Annotated in this window: 16 protein-coding genes; 14 read left to right on the top strand and 2 right to left on the bottom strand. The window is 71.4% G+C overall.

Annotated elements, in window-relative coordinates; translation table 11 throughout:
* Positions 1 to 53 precede the first annotated feature (53 nt).
* The 11 genes from ACZ6NZ_RS32065 to ACZ6NZ_RS32115 all read left to right on the top strand — a co-directional run bounded on the left by ACZ6NZ_RS32065 (position 54) and on the right by ACZ6NZ_RS32115 (position 13,418).
* The gene (locus ACZ6NZ_RS32065; protein WP_465861592.1) at positions 54 to 2,108 is read left to right on the top strand and encodes a TIGR03960 family B12-binding radical SAM protein; all 2,055 of its coding nucleotides are present in this window, start codon (positions 54 to 56) and stop codon (positions 2,106 to 2,108) included.
* 261 nt (positions 2,109 to 2,369) lie between these two features.
* Positions 2,370 to 2,810, top strand: a complete 441-nt coding sequence (locus tag ACZ6NZ_RS32070) for a hypothetical protein (protein WP_465861593.1) — start codon at positions 2,370 to 2,372, stop codon at positions 2,808 to 2,810.
* Positions 2,811 to 2,820: 10 nt separating this feature from the next.
* Positions 2,821 to 4,323, top strand: coding sequence for a WXG100 family type VII secretion target (locus tag ACZ6NZ_RS32075; RefSeq protein ID WP_465861594.1), 1,503 nt, complete (start codon positions 2,821 to 2,823; stop codon positions 4,321 to 4,323).
* Positions 4,324 to 4,333: 10 nt separating this feature from the next.
* Positions 4,334 to 5,746, top strand: a complete 1,413-nt coding sequence (mycP, locus tag ACZ6NZ_RS32080; RefSeq protein WP_465861595.1) for a type VII secretion-associated serine protease mycosin — start codon at positions 4,334 to 4,336, stop codon at positions 5,744 to 5,746.
* A 159-nt stretch (positions 5,747 to 5,905) separates the two neighbouring features.
* Positions 5,906 to 6,718 carry a TIGR03936 family radical SAM-associated protein gene (locus ACZ6NZ_RS32085; protein WP_465861596.1) on the top strand — a complete coding sequence of 271 codons (813 nt, stop codon included), beginning with the start codon at positions 5,906 to 5,908 and terminating at the stop codon, positions 6,716 to 6,718.
* A 131-nt stretch (positions 6,719 to 6,849) separates the two neighbouring features.
* A complete protein-coding gene (locus ACZ6NZ_RS32090) occupies positions 6,850 to 9,990 on the top strand; it encodes an Rne/Rng family ribonuclease (RefSeq protein WP_465861597.1) in 3,141 nt (1,046 codons plus the stop codon).
* 116 nt (positions 9,991 to 10,106) lie between these two features.
* A complete protein-coding gene (locus ACZ6NZ_RS32095) occupies positions 10,107 to 10,589 on the top strand; it encodes a hypothetical protein (protein WP_465861598.1) in 483 nt (160 codons plus the stop codon).
* 166 nt (positions 10,590 to 10,755) lie between these two features.
* Positions 10,756 to 11,070, top strand: a complete 315-nt coding sequence (gene rplU / locus ACZ6NZ_RS32100) for a 50S ribosomal protein L21 (protein ID WP_007464063.1) — start codon at positions 10,756 to 10,758, stop codon at positions 11,068 to 11,070.
* Between the two features lie 11 nt (positions 11,071 to 11,081).
* On the top strand, positions 11,082 to 11,336 hold the full coding sequence (rpmA, locus tag ACZ6NZ_RS32105; RefSeq protein ID WP_007464062.1) for a 50S ribosomal protein L27: 255 nt from the start codon (positions 11,082 to 11,084) through the stop codon (positions 11,334 to 11,336).
* 95 nt (positions 11,337 to 11,431) lie between these two features.
* Complete coding sequence (gene obgE, locus ACZ6NZ_RS32110) at positions 11,432 to 12,898, top strand: GTPase ObgE (RefSeq protein WP_465861599.1); 1,467 nt, start codon at positions 11,432 to 11,434, stop codon at positions 12,896 to 12,898.
* Positions 12,899 to 12,968: 70 nt separating this feature from the next.
* Positions 12,969 to 13,418: a GNAT family N-acetyltransferase gene (locus ACZ6NZ_RS32115; RefSeq protein ID WP_465861600.1), complete on the top strand. Its 450-nt coding sequence runs from the start codon at positions 12,969 to 12,971 to the stop codon at positions 13,416 to 13,418.
* Positions 13,419 to 13,434: 16 nt separating this feature from the next.
* Here the strand turns inward: ACZ6NZ_RS32115 and ACZ6NZ_RS32120 are convergent, their stop codons facing one another.
* Both ACZ6NZ_RS32120 and ACZ6NZ_RS32125 read right to left on the bottom strand, forming a co-directional pair.
* Positions 13,435 to 14,094: a DUF6766 family protein gene (locus tag ACZ6NZ_RS32120; protein ID WP_465861601.1), complete on the bottom strand. Its 660-nt coding sequence runs from the start codon at positions 14,092 to 14,094 to the stop codon at positions 13,435 to 13,437.
* Between the two features lie 65 nt (positions 14,095 to 14,159).
* On the bottom strand, positions 14,160 to 14,651 hold the full coding sequence (locus ACZ6NZ_RS32125) for a DUF4383 domain-containing protein (RefSeq protein WP_366611896.1): 492 nt from the start codon (positions 14,649 to 14,651) through the stop codon (positions 14,160 to 14,162).
* 216 nt (positions 14,652 to 14,867) lie between these two features.
* Here ACZ6NZ_RS32125 and ACZ6NZ_RS32130 point away from each other — a divergent pair, with 216 nt between their 5' ends.
* Genes ACZ6NZ_RS32130 through ACZ6NZ_RS32140 form a run of 3 tightly spaced genes read left to right on the top strand, consistent with a single transcriptional unit; the run spans position 14,868 to position 16,826 of the window.
* On the top strand, positions 14,868 to 15,713 hold the full coding sequence (locus ACZ6NZ_RS32130) for a hypothetical protein (protein ID WP_366611897.1): 846 nt from the start codon (positions 14,868 to 14,870) through the stop codon (positions 15,711 to 15,713).
* Between the two features lie 31 nt (positions 15,714 to 15,744).
* Complete coding sequence (locus ACZ6NZ_RS32135; RefSeq protein WP_366611898.1) at positions 15,745 to 16,212, top strand: phage holin family protein; 468 nt, start codon at positions 15,745 to 15,747, stop codon at positions 16,210 to 16,212.
* Positions 16,209 to 16,826: a DUF3618 domain-containing protein gene (locus tag ACZ6NZ_RS32140; protein WP_366611900.1), complete on the top strand. Its 618-nt coding sequence runs from the start codon at positions 16,209 to 16,211 to the stop codon at positions 16,824 to 16,826. The genes ACZ6NZ_RS32135 and ACZ6NZ_RS32140 overlap by 4 nt, the downstream gene beginning before the upstream one ends.
* Positions 16,827 to 17,019: the final 193 nt, after the last annotated feature.

Consider the following 17,019-nt stretch of genomic DNA (forward strand, 5'->3'; position numbering starts at 1 on the left):
CCGATCGGGCGTGCGCGCGATCGGCGGCGGACGAACGCGTACCCTTGGGCATCATGAGTGCCCCGTCCACGACCCCGCACGCGGCCGCGACCGACTCTCGCGACGACTCCAGCCCGGCCCGTCCGACGCCGCGCGCCGGCTCGGAGCCGTCGGTCTGGCCCCAGCTCGAGCCGCTGCTGCCCCAGATCTCCAAGCCCATCCAGTACGTCGGGGGCGAGTTGGGTGCGGTGACGAAGGACTGGGACGCGGCGACCGTGCGGTGGGCGCTGATGTATCCCGACGCGTACGAGGTGGGCCTGCCCAACCAGGGCGTGCAGATCCTCTACGAGGTGCTCAACGAGCTGCCCGACACCCTCGCCGAGCGGACGTACGCGGTCTGGCCGGACCTGGAGACGCTGATGCGCACGCACGGCGTGCCGCAGTTCACCGTCGACGCGCACCGGTCGGTGCGCGGGTTCGACGTGTTCGGCATCTCCTTCTCCACCGAGCTGGGTTACACGAACATGCTCACCGCGATCGACCTGGCCGGCATCCCGCTGCTGGCCGCCGACCGCACCGACGCCGACCCGGTGATCGTGGCCGGCGGGCACGCCGCGTTCAACCCGGAGCCGATCGCCGACTTCATCGACGCCGCGGTGCTCGGCGACGGCGAGGAGGCGGTCCTGGAGATCACCGCGATCGTCCGGGAGTGGAAGGCCGAGGGCTCGCCGGGCGGCCGCGACGAGCTGCTGCTGCGGCTGGCCCGCACCGAGAGCGTCTACGTGCCGCGCTTCTACGACGTCGACTACCTGCCGGACGGCCGGATCCAGCGGGTCGTGCCGAACCGGGCGGACGTGCCGTTCCGGGTGCACAAGCGCACGACGATGGACCTGGACGCCTGGCCGTACCCGAAGAAGCCCCTCGTGCCGCTGGCCGAGACGGTGCACGAGCGGTACGCGGTGGAGATCTTCCGGGGCTGCACCCGGGGTTGCCGGTTCTGCCAGGCCGGGATGATCACCCGTCCGGTGCGGGAGCGGTCGATCACCACTGTCGCGCAGATGGTCCGCGAGGGCCTGGAGTTCTCCGGCTTCTCCGAGGTCGGCCTGCTGTCGCTCTCCTCGGCGGACCATTCCGAGATCGGCGACATGTGCTCGGGCCTCGCCCAGCAGTACGAGGGCACGAACGTCTCGCTCTCGCTGCCCTCGACCCGGGTGGACGCCTTCAACATCGACCTCGCGCAGGAGCTGTCCCGCAACGGGCGGCGTACCGGCCTGACCTTCGCCCCGGAGGGCGGGTCGGAGCGGATCCGCAAGGTCATCAACAAGATGGTGTCGAAGGAAGACCTGATCCGTACGGTCGTCACGGCGTACACCAACGGGTGGCGGCAGGTGAAGCTCTACTTCATGTGCGGCCTGCCCACCGAGACCGACGAGGACGTCCTCGAGATCGCCGAGATGGCCCACGAGGTGATCAGGGCCGGCCGGGCCGCGACCGGCTCCAAGGACATCCGCTGCACGGTCTCCATCGGCGGGTTCGTGCCGAAGCCGCACACCCCGTTCCAGTGGGCCGCGATGGACCGTCCGGAGGTCATCGACCACCGGCTCAAGATCCTCAAGCAGGCCATCAACGCGGACCGGTCGCTGGGCCGGGCCATCGGCTACCGCTACCACGACGGCGAGCCGTCGCTCATCGAGGGGCTGCTCTCCCGGGGTGACCGCCGGGTCGGGTCGGTCATCCGCAAGGTCTGGGAGAACGGCGGCCGGTTCGACGGGTGGAGCGAGCACTTCTCGTACCAGCGCTGGGTGCAGGCTGCGGCCGAGACGCTGCCCGCGTTCGGGGTGGACCTCGACTGGTACACCACCCGTCAGCGCGACGAGCTGGAGGTCCTGCCCTGGGACCATCTCGACTCGGGCCTCGACAAGGACTGGCTCTGGCAGGACTGGCAGGACGCGTTCAGCGAGTTCGAGCAGGACGACTGCCGGTGGACGCCCTGCTTCGACTGCGGCGTCTGCCCATCGATGGACACCGAGATCCAGATCGGCCCCACGGGCAAGAAGCTGCTGCCGCTCACCCCGCTGGGCGGCAACGGCATGAAGGTCCCGTCGGGCCACTCGCACTCGCACCCCTGACCGCGCTGCGGTGAGGTAGCGCCGGTTGGCGGTGACCCACCACCCTCCACATCCGACATGTCGCCCAACGGGTCCGCGTCTCGCGGGCCCGTTGGCGTTGTTCGGGGTCGGCCCACCCGGTGGCCCGCGCCGGACCCTGCGCGAGATCGGCCGTCATCTGTACCACGTGCCGGTGGCTGGGGCTGCCTCGACTGGGTGAGACTCGATACGCTGCGTCTGACATGGACCGACCCGGCGGGTCGGGGACGGGGGAGGAATCGCATGGGGAGCATCCCGCCGCCGAGCATCGGCGACCTGCAGGTCAGCGTCGAGGACCTGGACGCCGCCGCCACATACGTCGAGCGGCTCAGGCAGTACATCGACGACACCATCAAGTACGAGATGGAACGCATCAAGGAGCGGATGAAGGGCGACAGCAACAACGCCCAGACCGTCCCGAACGGCACTCCCTTCGGCGCCTACGAGGATGCCCGCATGCAGTGGCGGGCCCTGGAGGCGTCGACGGCGAACATGGAAGCGCACCTCACCACGCTCTCTGCGAAGCTCGCCGCGCTCAAGGAGGGCACCGAGGAGATCGCCAAGGCGTTCCGCGACACCGAGGCGCGCAACGGCGCCAACGGCAAGGAGATCGAGCGGCTGCTGGAGGCGGCGGCGCCACCGCCCACCGCCAGCGGCGCACCCACCTACCCGTACACGGCCTGAGGGGGACGTCATGGCTGGAGGAACCTGGGAGCGGTGCGTCCGTGAGGTGACGCTCTCCGCCGATCCGGAAACCGTCGGATCGGTCGGGGCGGGCTGGAGCAACCTCTCCAGCGGCCTGCAACAACTGCGGGACGCGCTCGTCGGTCGCTCGTTCGTCGGCCCGATCGCGACCGGCCAGGAACGCCCGCACGTCGGCGGTCTGCCCGGGATGCTCGCCGGTTGGAAGGGCGGCGGTGGTGACGCGTACCGCGAGCACCTTGGCAAGATCGGCCAGCAGATCGAGGAGCTGATAACCAACGCGACCAACGTCAGTGGCGCGTTGACGCGGATCGAGGGCGATATCCGCAAGACGGTCGCCACGATCCCGATCCCGCTGATGGACGACTTCGGCTTCAACGAGTGGAGCCTGCCCAACGGCACCGAGCTCGACGATGCCCGCGACGGCGAGAGTTCGTCCGGCTTCCTCGCCGCGCTGCGCAAGGACTACCAGAGCAACCCCGGCTCGTACGCCGACGGCGCGTTCCGTGACAAGGCCGACGACCTGGAAGCGACGATGAAGGTCGACGGTCAGGCCGGTGACCAGAAGCGGGGTGGCTGGTGGGACACCGGAGCCCACCTGGACAACTGGTACCGGGACAACCAGAACGCGGCGAACAGCGCGATGGCGCCGCTGCCCCTGGCGGTCTACACCGAGCGCCCGAAGCTCACCGTGAACAGGCCGGACGGCCGAATCGAGGAGGATGACCTCCGCCGCGACCCTCGGGTCCCCCCGTCGGGGCGGCCGGACATCAACAGTGGCGAGATCGGCGGGAAGCCCGACATCGGCGGTGGCGGCCCCACGATCGGCAGCAGGCCGCCGGGCATCGGTGACACGGGCGGTCCGACGTCCACCGTCGACCCGTTCTCCCCGACCAAGCCCGGAGGGCTTGGCGAGGGCTCGCCCACCGGCGGCACGGGTCAGTTCACCCCGCCGTCGACGGGTTCGAGCCTGCCGGGCTATGCGGACGACGACGCCGGCTACAGCAGCGGTCTGGCTGGCGCCACCCCGGGCGGGGTCGGCGGCCTGGGCGGCGGCATCGGCGGCGGCGGGGTCGGCAGCGCCGGTCTCGGTGGCGCCGGCGGTGGTTTCGGCGGCGGTGCCGGGGTCGGCTCGGCCGGCGGGATCGGCGGCGGTGCCGGCGGTGGCCTGGGCGGCGGTGCCGGGATCGGCGTGGGCGGCATCCCCGGCATGGTGGGTGGCGGCAACGGAAAGGTTCCGCCGATGACGAGCGCGGCGAACGCGTTGCGCGCGGCTCAGGCCGCCGGCCCCGGGATGGCCGGTGGCGCCGGGGTAGGCGGTGGCGCGCGTGGTGCCGGCGTCGGCGGTGCCGGAGTGATGGGCGGCGGAATGATGGGCGGTGCGGGCGGCATGGGCCAGGGTGGCGGCACCGGCTCCGAGCACTCGTCGTGGTTGACTGAGGATGACGATCCGTGGGGCCCTGGTGACGGGGCGTCCCCGGGTGTCCTTCGATGAGGATGGACGGATGAGGGTGAACGTCGGAGGCCTCCGGCCGGTGGTCGCCTGTCTGCTGGCGGGGTTCCTGGTGGTGGGGGCCGCTCAACCGGCGGCCGCCGCCCCCCGGCGCGCCGAGCAGTGGTATCTGGACGAGCTCCGGATCGACCAGGCGCACAAGATCTCGACCGGGCGAGGCGTGGTCGTGGCCGTGATCGACAGTGGGGTCGAGGCCGATCATCCGGACCTGCGCGGTCAGGTGCTCGCCGGTGGCCGCAGCTACGGTGCCTCCGGAGATGGTCGGGTCGACGAGGATGGGCACGGCACGCACATGGCCGGCATCATCGCGGCCAAGGCCAGCGGTGACGGTGTGACCGGCATCGCCCCCGGCGTGAAGATCCTTCCCATCAAGATGCGCAAGGAGGACGGGGTCTACAAGAGCGCCGGGATGGCTCGGGGCATTCGGATGGCCGTCGACGGCGGCGCCAAGGTGATCAACATTTCCATCGGTGGCGCGGGCCTCGTCAACCCCGTGGAAGAGAGCGCAATCAAGTACGCGTTGGACCGTGACGTCGTCGTGGTCGCCTCCGCGGGCAACACCGCCCGCGGCCGCACCGCCGTGGGCAGCCCGGCCAACACCCCGGGCGTGATCGCGGTGACCGGGACGACCAGGGGCGGCGCGTTCTGGCCCGGTTCGGTGCAGGGGCCGGAGGCGGTGGTCGCCGCTCCCGGCGACGGGATCTACAACGTCGCCAACGAGGCGGGCTACGGCTGGGGCGACGGGACCTCCGACTCCAGCGCGATCGTCTCCGGTCTCGCCGCGTTGATCCGGTCGAAATATCCGGACCTCAGCGCTCCCAACGTAATCAACCGGATCATCCGGACCGCGCGGGACGCCGGTCCGTCCGGGCGGGACCCGCAGTACGGCTTCGGGGTGATCGACCCGACTCGGGCGCTGACCGCGAACGTGCCACCGGTCACCGCCAATCCGCTGCTCGACCCGGCCGTCGCGGCGACCGACCCGGGCCCGGATCGGGCCGAGGGTGCGGACGAGGAGTTCGACGTCACCCAGCACGGCGATCGCGGTGGCCCCACCGACCAGCAGGTCATGGTGGTCGGCATCGGCATCGCCGTGGTGCTGGTGTTACTGCTGGGTCTGGTGGTCTTCCTCATCTGGAACCGTCGTCGGTACCGGCGGGAGGCGGCCCGGGCCGCCGACATCCCGGACGAGGTGCTCGACCGGGTGGCGCAGGGCGCATACCCCGCACCTGGCGCGGGTTACGCCCCACCGCCGGGCTACCCGCCTCCACCCGGTCACGCCCCTCCTGCCGGGTATGCGCCGCCATCCGGCTACGCCCCTCCCTCGGGCTACACAGCGCCCCCGCCCTCCGGCTACGGTCCGCCGCCGGGCGGGCCCCCGCCCCCGCCGTCGTCGGAGCGGTAACCGGTTGCGCTCACGGTGGCCGGCTGGTGACCTCCGCGTCGCCCGGCCGGCCATCGGCTTTCGCGGCGGGTGGTCACGGCCGTGCCGACCGGTTCGTGCCCGTCCGTCAGGTCGGTTGCGGCCGCCCCGGCTGCGTACCGTCACGAGCCCTGCGCCAGGATGGGTGGACACGCAGGTACACCCGAGGAGCCCACGATCGCCAGAAAGCCTCAACCCGAGGGCGGCCAGGCACCGGTCGTCCAGCGCGTCCGCATCCGGTACGCCAAGCGCGGGCCGCTGCGATTCACCTCGCACCGGGACTTCGCCCGGGCGTTCGAGCGCGCGCTACGCCGGGCGGCTGTCCCGGTCGCCTTCTCTCAGGGTTTCCACCCGCACCCGAAGATCTCCTACGCCAGCGCCGCCCCGACCGGGGTGGCGAGCGAGGCCGAATACCTGGAAATCGCCCTTCAGGCGGCGGTCGACCCGGAGGCGTTGCGCGCCGCGTTGGACGCCGCGCTCTCACCGGGGCTGGACGTCCTGGACGCCGTGATCGCCGAAGGGGGCAACCTGCCGGACCGGATCGAGGCGTCGCACTGGCACATCGAGTTGCCTGAGGTCGACACGGCGGTGCTGCGCGACGCGGTGGACGCCTTCGTCGCGGCCGAGGAGGTGCTGGTCGAGCGGATGACCAAGCAGGGCCGACGTACTTTCGACGCCCGAGCCGCCGTGATATCGATCGATGTCCAACTGCCGACGCCGACGCCTTCCGGGGCGCCGGCCGTACCGTGTGCGATACTCGAACTGGTCGTGCGGCAGGTCACCCCGTCCGTACGGCCCGATGACGTCCTTTCCGGCCTCCGCGTGGTGGCCGACCTGGAGCCGCCGGTTTCGCCGAGGGTGACACGGCTGGCTCAGGGCACGTTGACCGCGCAGGGTGCGATCGTGGATCCGTTGGATGCGGACCGCGACGGGGCAGCCATCGTTGGGCACTGACCGACGGTCGGTGTTCTGGCAGGCAGACTTCGGCGGTCGCGCACCACGCGCGCCCGGCGGAAACACTTTTGCGGCGACCCTGCGTGGCAGCGCTCACCCGCGCCCGGGCTAGCCAGAACTGGAGAACGTCCATGCTCGAGAACGAGCCCGAGGGCGGCGAACGGGCCGGTTCACAGCCGGCCGGTGCAAGCGCCGACCAGAGCACCACGGCCGACGGCGGCGCCGTCGACACCCCCACCACGGCTGTCGGTTCGGCCTCGGTGGAACCGGCCGGCGCGGAGAGCGCTCCTGCTGAGGCCGCCGAACCCGCCGCGCCGGTGCGACGCACCCGCGCGACCCGTCGTCGGGCCGCCCCGCTCAACCAGCCGGAGCAGACCGACGCCCCGATCGAGGCGCCCACCGGTGGCGCCGGCAACGTCGAGTCGCCACAGGCGGAGGTCTTCGCTCCGATCTCCGGCGACCTGGACGTCGCACCGAAGACCCCCCGGCGTCGCCGTAAGGCCACCCCCGTCGAGACGACCGCCGATGAGCCGCTGGTCGCCGCCGCCGCGGAGGCGGCCTCGGCCGAGGTGGTGCCGCCGGTCAAGGTGACCCGTACCCGGCGCAAGAAGGCCACGCCGGCGGCCGTCGAGGAGCCGGCCGCCGCCGAGCAGCCGCCCGCCGCCGAGGAGCCGGTCGCGGCCGAGGAGCCGGTCGCGGCCGAGGAGCCGGTCGTCGAGGAGCCGGTCGTCACCGAGGAACCGGCGGAGTCCGACCTGCGCGAGGCCGAGGCCGAGTTGAACGACTCCCCGGTCCTGCCGAGCACGTCCGCCGCCGAGCTGGCCTGGAGCAGCGGTGCCCAGGAGCGCTCCGGCGAGGTGCCACCGGGTGTGGCCGTCTCCGGTGTGACGGATGAGCCGAACGAGCCTGCCGAGATCGAGCCGGAGCAGCCGCGTACCCGTCGTCGGCGCGCCGCGCTCTCCGCGCCCACCGTGCTGTTCATGGCGCCCCAGCCGGACGCCGTGCCGGTGACCCGACCGGCGGAGCCCCCGGCGGTGACCGAGGAGCCGGCCGTCGAGGAAGCCACCGAGCCGTCGCGCCGCCGTCGGCGTGGTCGCCGCGAGGCCGAGCCGGTGGAGCCGATCGAGGCCGTCGAGGCCGAAGAGGAGCCGACCGAGGAGGCCGACGAGGCCGCCGAGGCGGATGAGGACGACGAGGACAGCGCCGCCGCGCGCCGCCGCCGCCGTCGTGGTCGCCGGGGCCGGGGCCGGGGCAAGGGCGGCGCCGACGACGCCGACGACGAGGAGTCCGAGGAGGCGGCGCAGGCCGACGAGGAAGAGACCGCCGAGGCTGAAGCCGAGGGCGACGAGGACGAGGAGACCGAGGGCGGGGACGGTCTGACCCGTCGTCGTCGCCGTCGTCGCCGTCGTGGCGCCGGTGACACCGAGGGTGCGGCGGACGACGGCGTGCCGACCGTGGTCAAGATCCGCGAGCCGCGCCGGACCGTCGACGAGGTGCAGGGTGTGTCCGGCTCGACCCGGCTGGAGGCCAAGCGCCAGCGCCGCCGGGACGGTCGGGAACAGCGCCGTACCCGTCCGCCGATCCTCAGCGAGTCGGAGTTCCTGGCGCGCCGGGAGGCCGTCGACCGGGTGATGGCGGTCCGCCAGCGCGGTGACCGCACCCAGATCGCCGTCCTGGAGGACGGCGTGCTGGTCGAGCACTACGTCACCCGCAATTCCTCCGGGACGATGGCCGGCAACGTGTACCTGGGCAAGGTGCAGAACGTGCTGCCGAGCATGGAGGCCGCGTTCGTCGACGTCGGTCGGGGCCGCAACGCCGTGCTGTACGCCGGCGAGGTCAACTGGGACACCTCCGGCTTGGAGGGGCGGGCCCGCTCGATCGAGCAGGCGCTGCGCTCCGGCGACTCGGTGCTGGTCCAGGTCACCAAGGACCCGATCGGGCACAAGGGCGCGCGGCTGACCAGTCACATCGCGCTCTCCGGCCGGCACCTGGTCTACGTGCCCAACGGCAACGCCTCCGGGATCAGCCGCAAGCTGCCGGACAACGAGCGCAAGCGGCTGCGGGACGTGCTCAAGAAGCTGGTCCCGGACGGCGCGGGCGTGATCGTCCGGACGGCCGCCGAGGGCGCCACCGAGGACGAGTTGGCCCGGGACGTCAAGCGGCTCCAGGCGCAGTGGGAGGACATCCAGGCCAAAGCCGCCGAGGGTGGCGCTCCGGTGCTGCTCTACGGGGAGCCCGACCTGGTCATCCGGGTGGTCCGGGACCTGTTCAACGAGGACTTCCGCGAGCTGGTGATCGAGGGCGAGCAGTCGTACGACATGGTCGAGTCGTACCTGTCGCACGTCTCCCCGGACCTGGTCGACCGGGTGCGTCGGCACGTCGGCACGAGCGACGTCTTCGCCGAGTACCGGATCGACGAGCAGATCATCAAGGGCCTGGACCGCAAGGTCTTCCTGCCCTCCGGCGGCTCGCTGGTGATCGACCGTACCGAGGCGATGACTGTCGTCGACGTCAACACCGGCAAGTACACCGGCTCCGGGGGCAACCTGGAGGAGACCGTCACCCGTAACAACCTGGAGGCGGCGGAGGAGATCGTCCGTCAGCTCCGGCTGCGGGACATCGGCGGCATCGTGGTGATCGACTTCATCGACATGGTGCTGGAGTCGAACCGTGAGCTGGTGCTGCGCCGACTCACCGAGTGCCTGGGCCGGGACCGCACCAAGCACCAGGTCACCGAGATCACGTCGCTCGGCCTGGTGCAGATGACCCGTAAGCGGATCGGCGCGGGCCTGCTGGAGGCGTTCAGCGAGACCTGCGAGTGCTGCAAGGGCCGGGGCGTCATCATCCACACCGAGCCGGTGCCGGAGAAGCCTCGCGCCGCCGGCGCGGGGGAGAAGGTCAAGGCGGTCGCCTCAGCGGTGACTCCCGCTCCGGCGGCCGAACAGAGTGCCCCCTCGTCCCGCCGCCGGGCCCGCAAGAACGCCCCGGCCGCCGCCGAGCGGACCGCTGTCGAGGTCGTCGACACCGACTCCCGGCCCGAGCCGGACGCCGACTACCAGGACACCATGGGCTACGACCTGTCCCGCTACGAGTCGGACACCGCCGCCGCGCCGGCGATCTCCGACGCTCAGCAGGGTGAGTCGGCTCGGTTGGCCGCGGCGGACGACCCGGATGCGCTCGCCGACGCCGAGGGCGACGAGGAGAGCGCCGAGGGCGGTGGCGGTCGTCGCCGCTCGCGTCGCGGTGGCGCCCGTCGGCGGACCCGCCCCTGAGCGCCTGACCGGCCACATGTTTGACGAGGTCCCTCTCCCGGCAAAGTGACGGGGGAGGGACCTCGCCGTTGTGGCCACCCCGTCCTCGGTCGGCCGTCCCGGGTCAGGAGAAGAAGATGCGCCGTCTGCTCGCGGTCACCGCGCTGCTCACCATGCTCTCCGTCGCGGCCGGCTGCGCCACCGGTACGACCGCCGAGGACGCCGGCTCGGCGGTCGCCGGCACCCCAGGGGGCCCGACCGGCATGCCGGCCAGCGGCGGCGTGGCGGGCGGCAACGCCACCCAGGTGTGCGCCGCGGCGCAGGAGGCCAGCACCAGTGCCGCCCGGACGTACGTGGCTGAGCTGGGTCGGATGCTCGCGGCGGTGGGTGCCGGGGACAGCCGTACGGCCGAGGCTGCCCGGGATCGGGCCGAGGGAGCGCTGGCGGGCTGGCGGACCGTCCTGCGGGAGCAGTCGGAGCGGACCGACGATCCGCAGCTCAAGACGCTGCTCACCGACCTCGGCACCGAGGTTTCCGCGCTCGGTGCCGACGTCGAGTCGATCGACGAGACCGAACTCGACCGGCTCCAGCAGCGCCTCGACCAGCTCTGCGCGCGCTGAGCAGGGCGGGCCGGTTTGGGGTCCGGGCCAGCGATGGCGTACTCTTGCCTGCGGCCCACCTTTGGTGTGCCGAGTTCCCGTGTGCCCGCGCCGCCGTGCACTGCTACCCGGCGAGCCGCTGCGGGAACGACCGCCAGCAGCCTCAACGACAGGGAGTCCGCCTCCGATGTACGCGATCGTCAAGACCGGCGGCAAGCAGTACAAGGTCGCCGAGGGCGACGTGATCGAGGTCGAGAAGCTCACCGGTGCTCCCGGTGACGCGGTGAAGCTCACCGCGGTGCTCCTCGTCGACGGTGACGACCTGGTGACCGACGCGGCGAAGCTTGCCGAGGTCGCGGTGTCCGGCGAAATCGCCGCGCACACCAAGGGCCCGAAGATCCGGATCCACAAGTTCAAGAACAAGACTGGCTACCACAAGCGCCAGGGTCACCGTCAGCCGTTGACCCAGGTCAAGGTGACCGGCATCTCCAGCGGGAAGTAGGTCGTCCTCCAATGGCTCACAAAAAGGGTGCGTCCAGCTCGCGTAACGGTCGTGACTCCGCGGCCCAGCGACTCGGCGTGAAGCGCTTCGGTGGTCAGGTCGTCAGCGCCGGTGAGATCATCATCCGGCAGCGTGGCACCAAGTTCCACCCCGGTGACCTGGTCGGCCGTGGTGGCGACGACACGCTGTTCGCGCTGTCCGCCGGTGCGGTCCTGTTCGGCACGAAGCGCGGTCGCAAGACCGTCAGCATCGTTCCGCAGCAGTAGTTCTCTTCGCTCAAGCGGGCCGCGGACCTCCGGGTCCCGGCCCGCTTAGCCTTTTCCGAAGTGCGGGGTTGGACCTCGCTGGAAGGATTGACGCCGTGGCAACGTTCGTTGACCGGGTCGTGCTGCATCTGCAGGCCGGCGATGGCGGGCACGGTTGTGTCTCGATCCACCGCGAGAAGTTCAAGCCCTTCGGTGGACCGGACGGCGGCAACGGTGGGCACGGGGGCAGTGTTTCCCTGGTGGTCGACCCGCAGGTGACCACGCTGCTCGACTTCCACTTCCACCCGCACGTCAAGGCCGACAACGGCAAGGGTGGCGCCGGCTCGAACCGGGACGGGGCCAACGGCCGCAACCTGGTGCTCAAGGTGCCCAACGGCACAGTGGTGCAGGCCCCCGACGGCACGGTGCTGGCCGACATGGTCGGCGCCGGCACCACCTTCGAGGTCGCCCGTGGTGGGCGCGGCGGGCGAGGCAACGCCTCGCTGGCCAACGCCAAGCGCAAGGCGCCCGGCTTCGCCGAGCTGGGGGAGCCCGGCGACCAACTGGACATCGTGCTGGAGCTGAAGAGCGTCGCCGATGTGGGCCTGGTGGGCTTCCCGTCCGCCGGCAAGTCGTCGCTGATCTCGGTGATCTCCGCCGCGAAGCCGAAGATCGCCGACTACCCGTTCACCACCCTGGTGCCCAACCTCGGCGTGGTCCGGATGGACAACCACACCTTCACCGTCGCGGACGTGCCGGGCCTGATCCCCGGCGCGGCCACCGGCAAGGGCCTGGGCCTGGAGTTCCTGCGGCACATCGAGCGCTGTGCGGTGCTGGTGCACGTCATCGACTCGGCGACCCTGGAGCCCGGCCGCGACCCGGTGGCCGACATCGACGCCATCGAGGCGGAGCTGAGCCAGTACGGCGGCCTGGCCGACCGCCCACGGCTGGTCGCCGTCAACAAGGTCGACGTGCCGGACGGCCGCGACCTCGCCGAGATCGTGCGCCCCGACCTGGAGGAGCGCGGTTACCAGGTGTTCGAGGTCTCCGCGGCCACCCGGGAAGGGCTCAAGGAGTTGACCTACGCGATGGCCGAGCTGGTCGACGCGGAGCGTAAGGCCGCTCCCCCGGCCGAGCCGACCCGGATCGTCATCCGCCCGATCGCCGTCGACGACGACGGTTTCACCATCACGGCCGAGGCGGACGGCTCGTTCACTGTGCGTGGTGTGCGGCCGGAGCGCTGGGTCAAGCAGACCAACTTCGACAACGACGAGGCGGTCGGCTACCTGGCTGACCGGCTGGCCCGGCTCGGGGTGGAGGACAAGCTGGCCAAGGCCGGCGCGCAGCCCGGTGACCTGGTGCGGATCGGCGCGCGCGAGTTCGACTGGCAGCCGACGCTCTTCGCCGGCGTGGAGTTCGTGCCCGGTAACCGGGGCACTGACGTCCGCCTGGAGGAGAAGTCGAACCGGGCCTCCGCCGCGGATCGGCTCGCCGCCCGGAAGGCTCGCCGGGTGCGGCCGGAGGACGAGGTGGGGGCGGACCTCTCCGACGACGACATCGACGACGAGAACGACGCCGAGTAGTTCGTTGCGCTCCGTGGTGGGGTCGATTTCCGGAAACCTCCCCGAAATCCACGCGTCCTAGCGTGGGGTGATGCTGATCGAGTCCCGGCCTGCCACCGATCCGGAGATCGCCGCCATGGTCGTCGCGCAGCAGCGTGAGCTGCGCGAGGCCGATGGTGGGTTGGACGGGCAGGTCTTCTTCCCCCACGACGACGTCCACTACCTGGCGGTGGTGCTGAACGGTCGGGCGGTCGCCTGCGGGGGGCTCCAGGCGCTCGACGCCGAGACCGGCGAGGTCAAGCGGATGTACGTCCGGCCCGCGTACCGGGGGCGGGGGATCGGTCGCCAGTTGCTGGCCGCGCTGGAGGAGTGCGCGTTCCGGCAGGGGCAGTCGGTGGTCTGCCTGGAGACCGGCACCTACCTGCCGGCCGCGATCGCCCTCTACACCGCGTGCGGCTACCAGCAGATCCCGGTGTACGGCGAGTACGTGGGCAACCCGTACAGCGTCTGTTTTGCCAAGCGATTGCCGGTCGCGGCCTGACGGCCGCGTCGACGTCTCAGGCGCCGGTGCTGGCGTGCTCGACGGTCACCGGCTTCGACTCCGGTGAGGCGTGCTGGCGCAGCACGATGCTCAGCAGGATCAGCGCGCCGACCGCGAGGAACTCGCTCTGCCAGTTCTGCATGGACTGGAACCAGAAGTCGCTGGTGCCCAGGAACTCCCACACCCCGATCGGTGGCGCCCCGCTCTGGAGCGCCTGCTCCTGGTTGTACGCGGCGGTGCCACCGAGCAGGTGCCCGACGAACGAGCCGGCGAAGATCAGTAGCAGGGCGAGGGAGAGGCTGTTGCGGTAGACCACCAGCGGCAGGCCGCCGACGCGTACCGGCCAGGGTGACCGCGGGGTCGCCCGGCGCTCGTCGTCCTCGGGCCGGTCGGTCTGGTCCACCGGTTTCGACTCGGCCGAGCCCCGCTGCACCAGGTACGCGGTGAGCAGCACGTACCCGCCCATCTGGAGGAACTCGGACTCCCAGTTCTCGAAGACCGCCTCGACGAAGTGCCCACTGGTCAGGTACGACGGCCAGCTCAGCGGCGCGGCCCCGAACTCGGTCAATTCCTCGTTGTGGGTCTGCCAGCCGAAGACGCTCTGCAACACCAGGAAGACCAGGGACGCACCGAGCATGGCGACGGCCAGGGCGTTGTCACGCAGCCAACGGGGCATGACGGCACCTCCTCCGCCTGCCGCTTACCCCGACGGGCGTGACCGGGAAACCCCGAAGGTCCAGCTCAGTGCCGGTTGGCGGGGTTGTCCAGGCGTCCGCCGGTGCCAGCCTGGTTCGACAGCAGCAACCCGAGCGCGAGCATCCCGAAGCCGAGCGCCAGGTGCAGCCAGTTGTCGGCGTCGTTGACCGGCAGGATGTTCGCCCCGCCCTCCGGGTTGATCGCCTCGATCGCCAGGCCGTACAGCCAGAGGGCGAGGTAGACCGCGCCACCGGCGGCCAGGAAGACGCGGGCACCGGCGACGCTGCGGGCCAGCGCCAGGCCGACCAGCCCGAAGAGCAGGTGCACCACGTTGTGCAGGATCGACACCTGGAACAGCCCGAGCAGGTGGGCGTCGGAGTGGTGCCCGCCGAACCGCAGCTCGCCGTAGTCGGTGGTGATGCCGGGGATGAAGCCGAGGACGCCGATCAGCAGGAAGACCCCGGCCACCACCAGCGCGGCCAGCTGGACCCGGGGTCGGGGACCGGCCGCTCGGCCGCCTCGTGCGTCTCGTGCCATCGCTGCCCCCTCCGTGGATCTGCCTCACTGTCCGCAGCGGCGACGTGACGCAGCCCGACGATCCTCCATTTTGAAGACCAACCAGGGGGCCGCGCAGATAAATGCACGAAGAGGTATGGAAGCCAAAACGCAGGGTAGGTCAATGGTCAGCGGCGACGGCAACGCGCCGCATCCCCCCAGCACAACCGCGACGACTTTCTGAGCGGAAGGGACATCATGACTTACGATCTTTCACCTACGTCTTCCACGTACGGGCAGCAGTCGACCAACGGCGGTGGCGTCCGCGACCAGGCGCGCCAGGTCGGGTCGGAGGCCGCGCAGGCTGGTGGCGCGGTCGCCCAGACCGCCAAGGAGCAGGGCGCCGAGGTCGGCCGCGAGGCGGCCCGGCAGGCCCGCAACCTGTACGGCGAGGCCCGCAGTCAGCTGGCCAGCCAGACCGGTGAGCAGCAGCGCCGGGCTGCCGGCGGGTTGCGTTCGCTGGCCGACGAGATGCGCTCGATGGCCGAGCAGGGCGGCCAGGCCGGCCCGGTGAGCGAGCTCGCCCGCCAGGCCGCCGACCGGGTGCACGGTGTCGCCGGCTGGCTCGAGGAGCGTCAGCCCGGCGACCTGATCACCGAGGTGCGCGACTACGCGCGGCGTAACCCGGGCACCTTCCTGGTCGGCGCGGCGGTGCTCGGTGTGCTGGCCGGCCGGCTGACCCGTGGCATCTCGGCCGCCGGCGACGACTCCGGCAACGGTTCCTCGACCTTCCGGGGCGCCGGGGCGTACGACCCGGAGCAGACCGCGGTGATCCCGACGCCGCCGCCCGCGCCCCGCGCGGTCCCGGACGCCGTCCCGCCGGGCGGCTACCTCGACCCGACCCCCGGTACGCACACCCCGCCGACGTCCGGTGGCTACGCCGACCAGACGCCCGGTACCTACGCCGACCCGGCGCCCGGTGACTACGCCGAGCCCACTCGCGGCGACCACCCGGAGCACTCCGGCACCGGTCAGCCGCTGCCGCCGGTGACCCAGACCGACCCGCTGCCGGGCGTGCCGTCCAGCGGCAGCCCCCGCCCGTGAGCCGCCGAGTCATCCGAAGGGAGGCGACGGCATGAGCATGCCGACGCAGGGGTCCGGACTGGACTCCGGTTACCACCCCGACGCGGGTGCTCCGCACACCGCGTCGGAGGTGAAGAACAGCTCGCTGGGTGACCTGATGCGTCAGGTCACCACCGACCTGTCGACGCTGATGCGTCAGGAGGTCGAGCTGGCCAAGGCCGAGATCCGGCAGGAGGGCAAGAAGGCCGGCAAGGCCGCGGGCCTCTTCGGCGGTGCCGGCTTCGGTGGCTACATGGTGGCCCTGTTCGTGTCTATCGCCATCTGGCAGTTCCTGGACAACGTCATGGACTCCGGCCTGGCCGCGCTGATCGTGGCCGTGATCTGGGCCGTGGTCGCCGCCGTCCTCTACTCGATGGCCAAGAAGAACGCCCAGCACGTACGCGGGCTCAAGCAGACGAACGACAGCGTGCAGCGGATCCCCGACGCGCTCAAGCCGCACCCGGAGGGAGTCACCCGATGAGCACCGACCCCGATCAGATCCGCCGGGAGATCGAAGCCACCCGTAACAGCCTCAGCTCCGACGTGGACGCGCTGGCGTACAAGGTCAGCCCGAGCCGCATCGTCGACGACCGCAAGCAGCGGGCTCGTTCCGCTCTGCAGAATGTGAGGGACAAGGTCATGGGAACCGCGTCTGACCTCGGCCACGGCACCGGTCACGCCGCCCACTCGGTGGGTGACCGCGCCTCGTCGGCGGCCTCCAGCGTCAGCGACGCCGCGCACTCGGCGGCGACCACTGTCAGCGACGCCGCGCACAGCGCGCCGCGGGTGATCCGGCAGAAGTCCCAGGGCAACCCGCTCGCCGCCGGCCTGATCGCGTTCGGGGTCGGCTGGCTGGCCTCGTCGCTGATCCCGGCCTCCCGCCGTGAGCAGGAGGCCGCCGCCCAGGTGAAGGCCAAGGTCGGCGAGCACAGCGGGGCGGTGAAGGAGAAGCTGAGCGAGGTGGCCAGCGAGCTGCGCGAGCCGGCCCAGCAGGCCGCCGAGTCGGTGAAGTCCACCGCTCAGGACGCCGTGCACGCGGTCAAGGACGACACGAAGTCCGCCGCCCACCAGGTCAAGGACCACGCCACTCCCTGAAACACAAACACCCCGCCGGTACGACAGCTCGCGGTCACCCTCGGGTGCCCGCGAGCTGTCGCGTCGAGGTCCGCGCCGATCGTGCGCGTCGAGGTCCGCGCCGATCTGTGAGTGGGGGTTGTCAAGAGGTGCGGTGGTGGGTGGTGATGGTGCGGTAGAGCTGTCGGGCGATGTAGCGCTTGAGGCAGCGGGT

The organism is Micromonospora sp. NPDC047756, assembly GCF_055587245.1.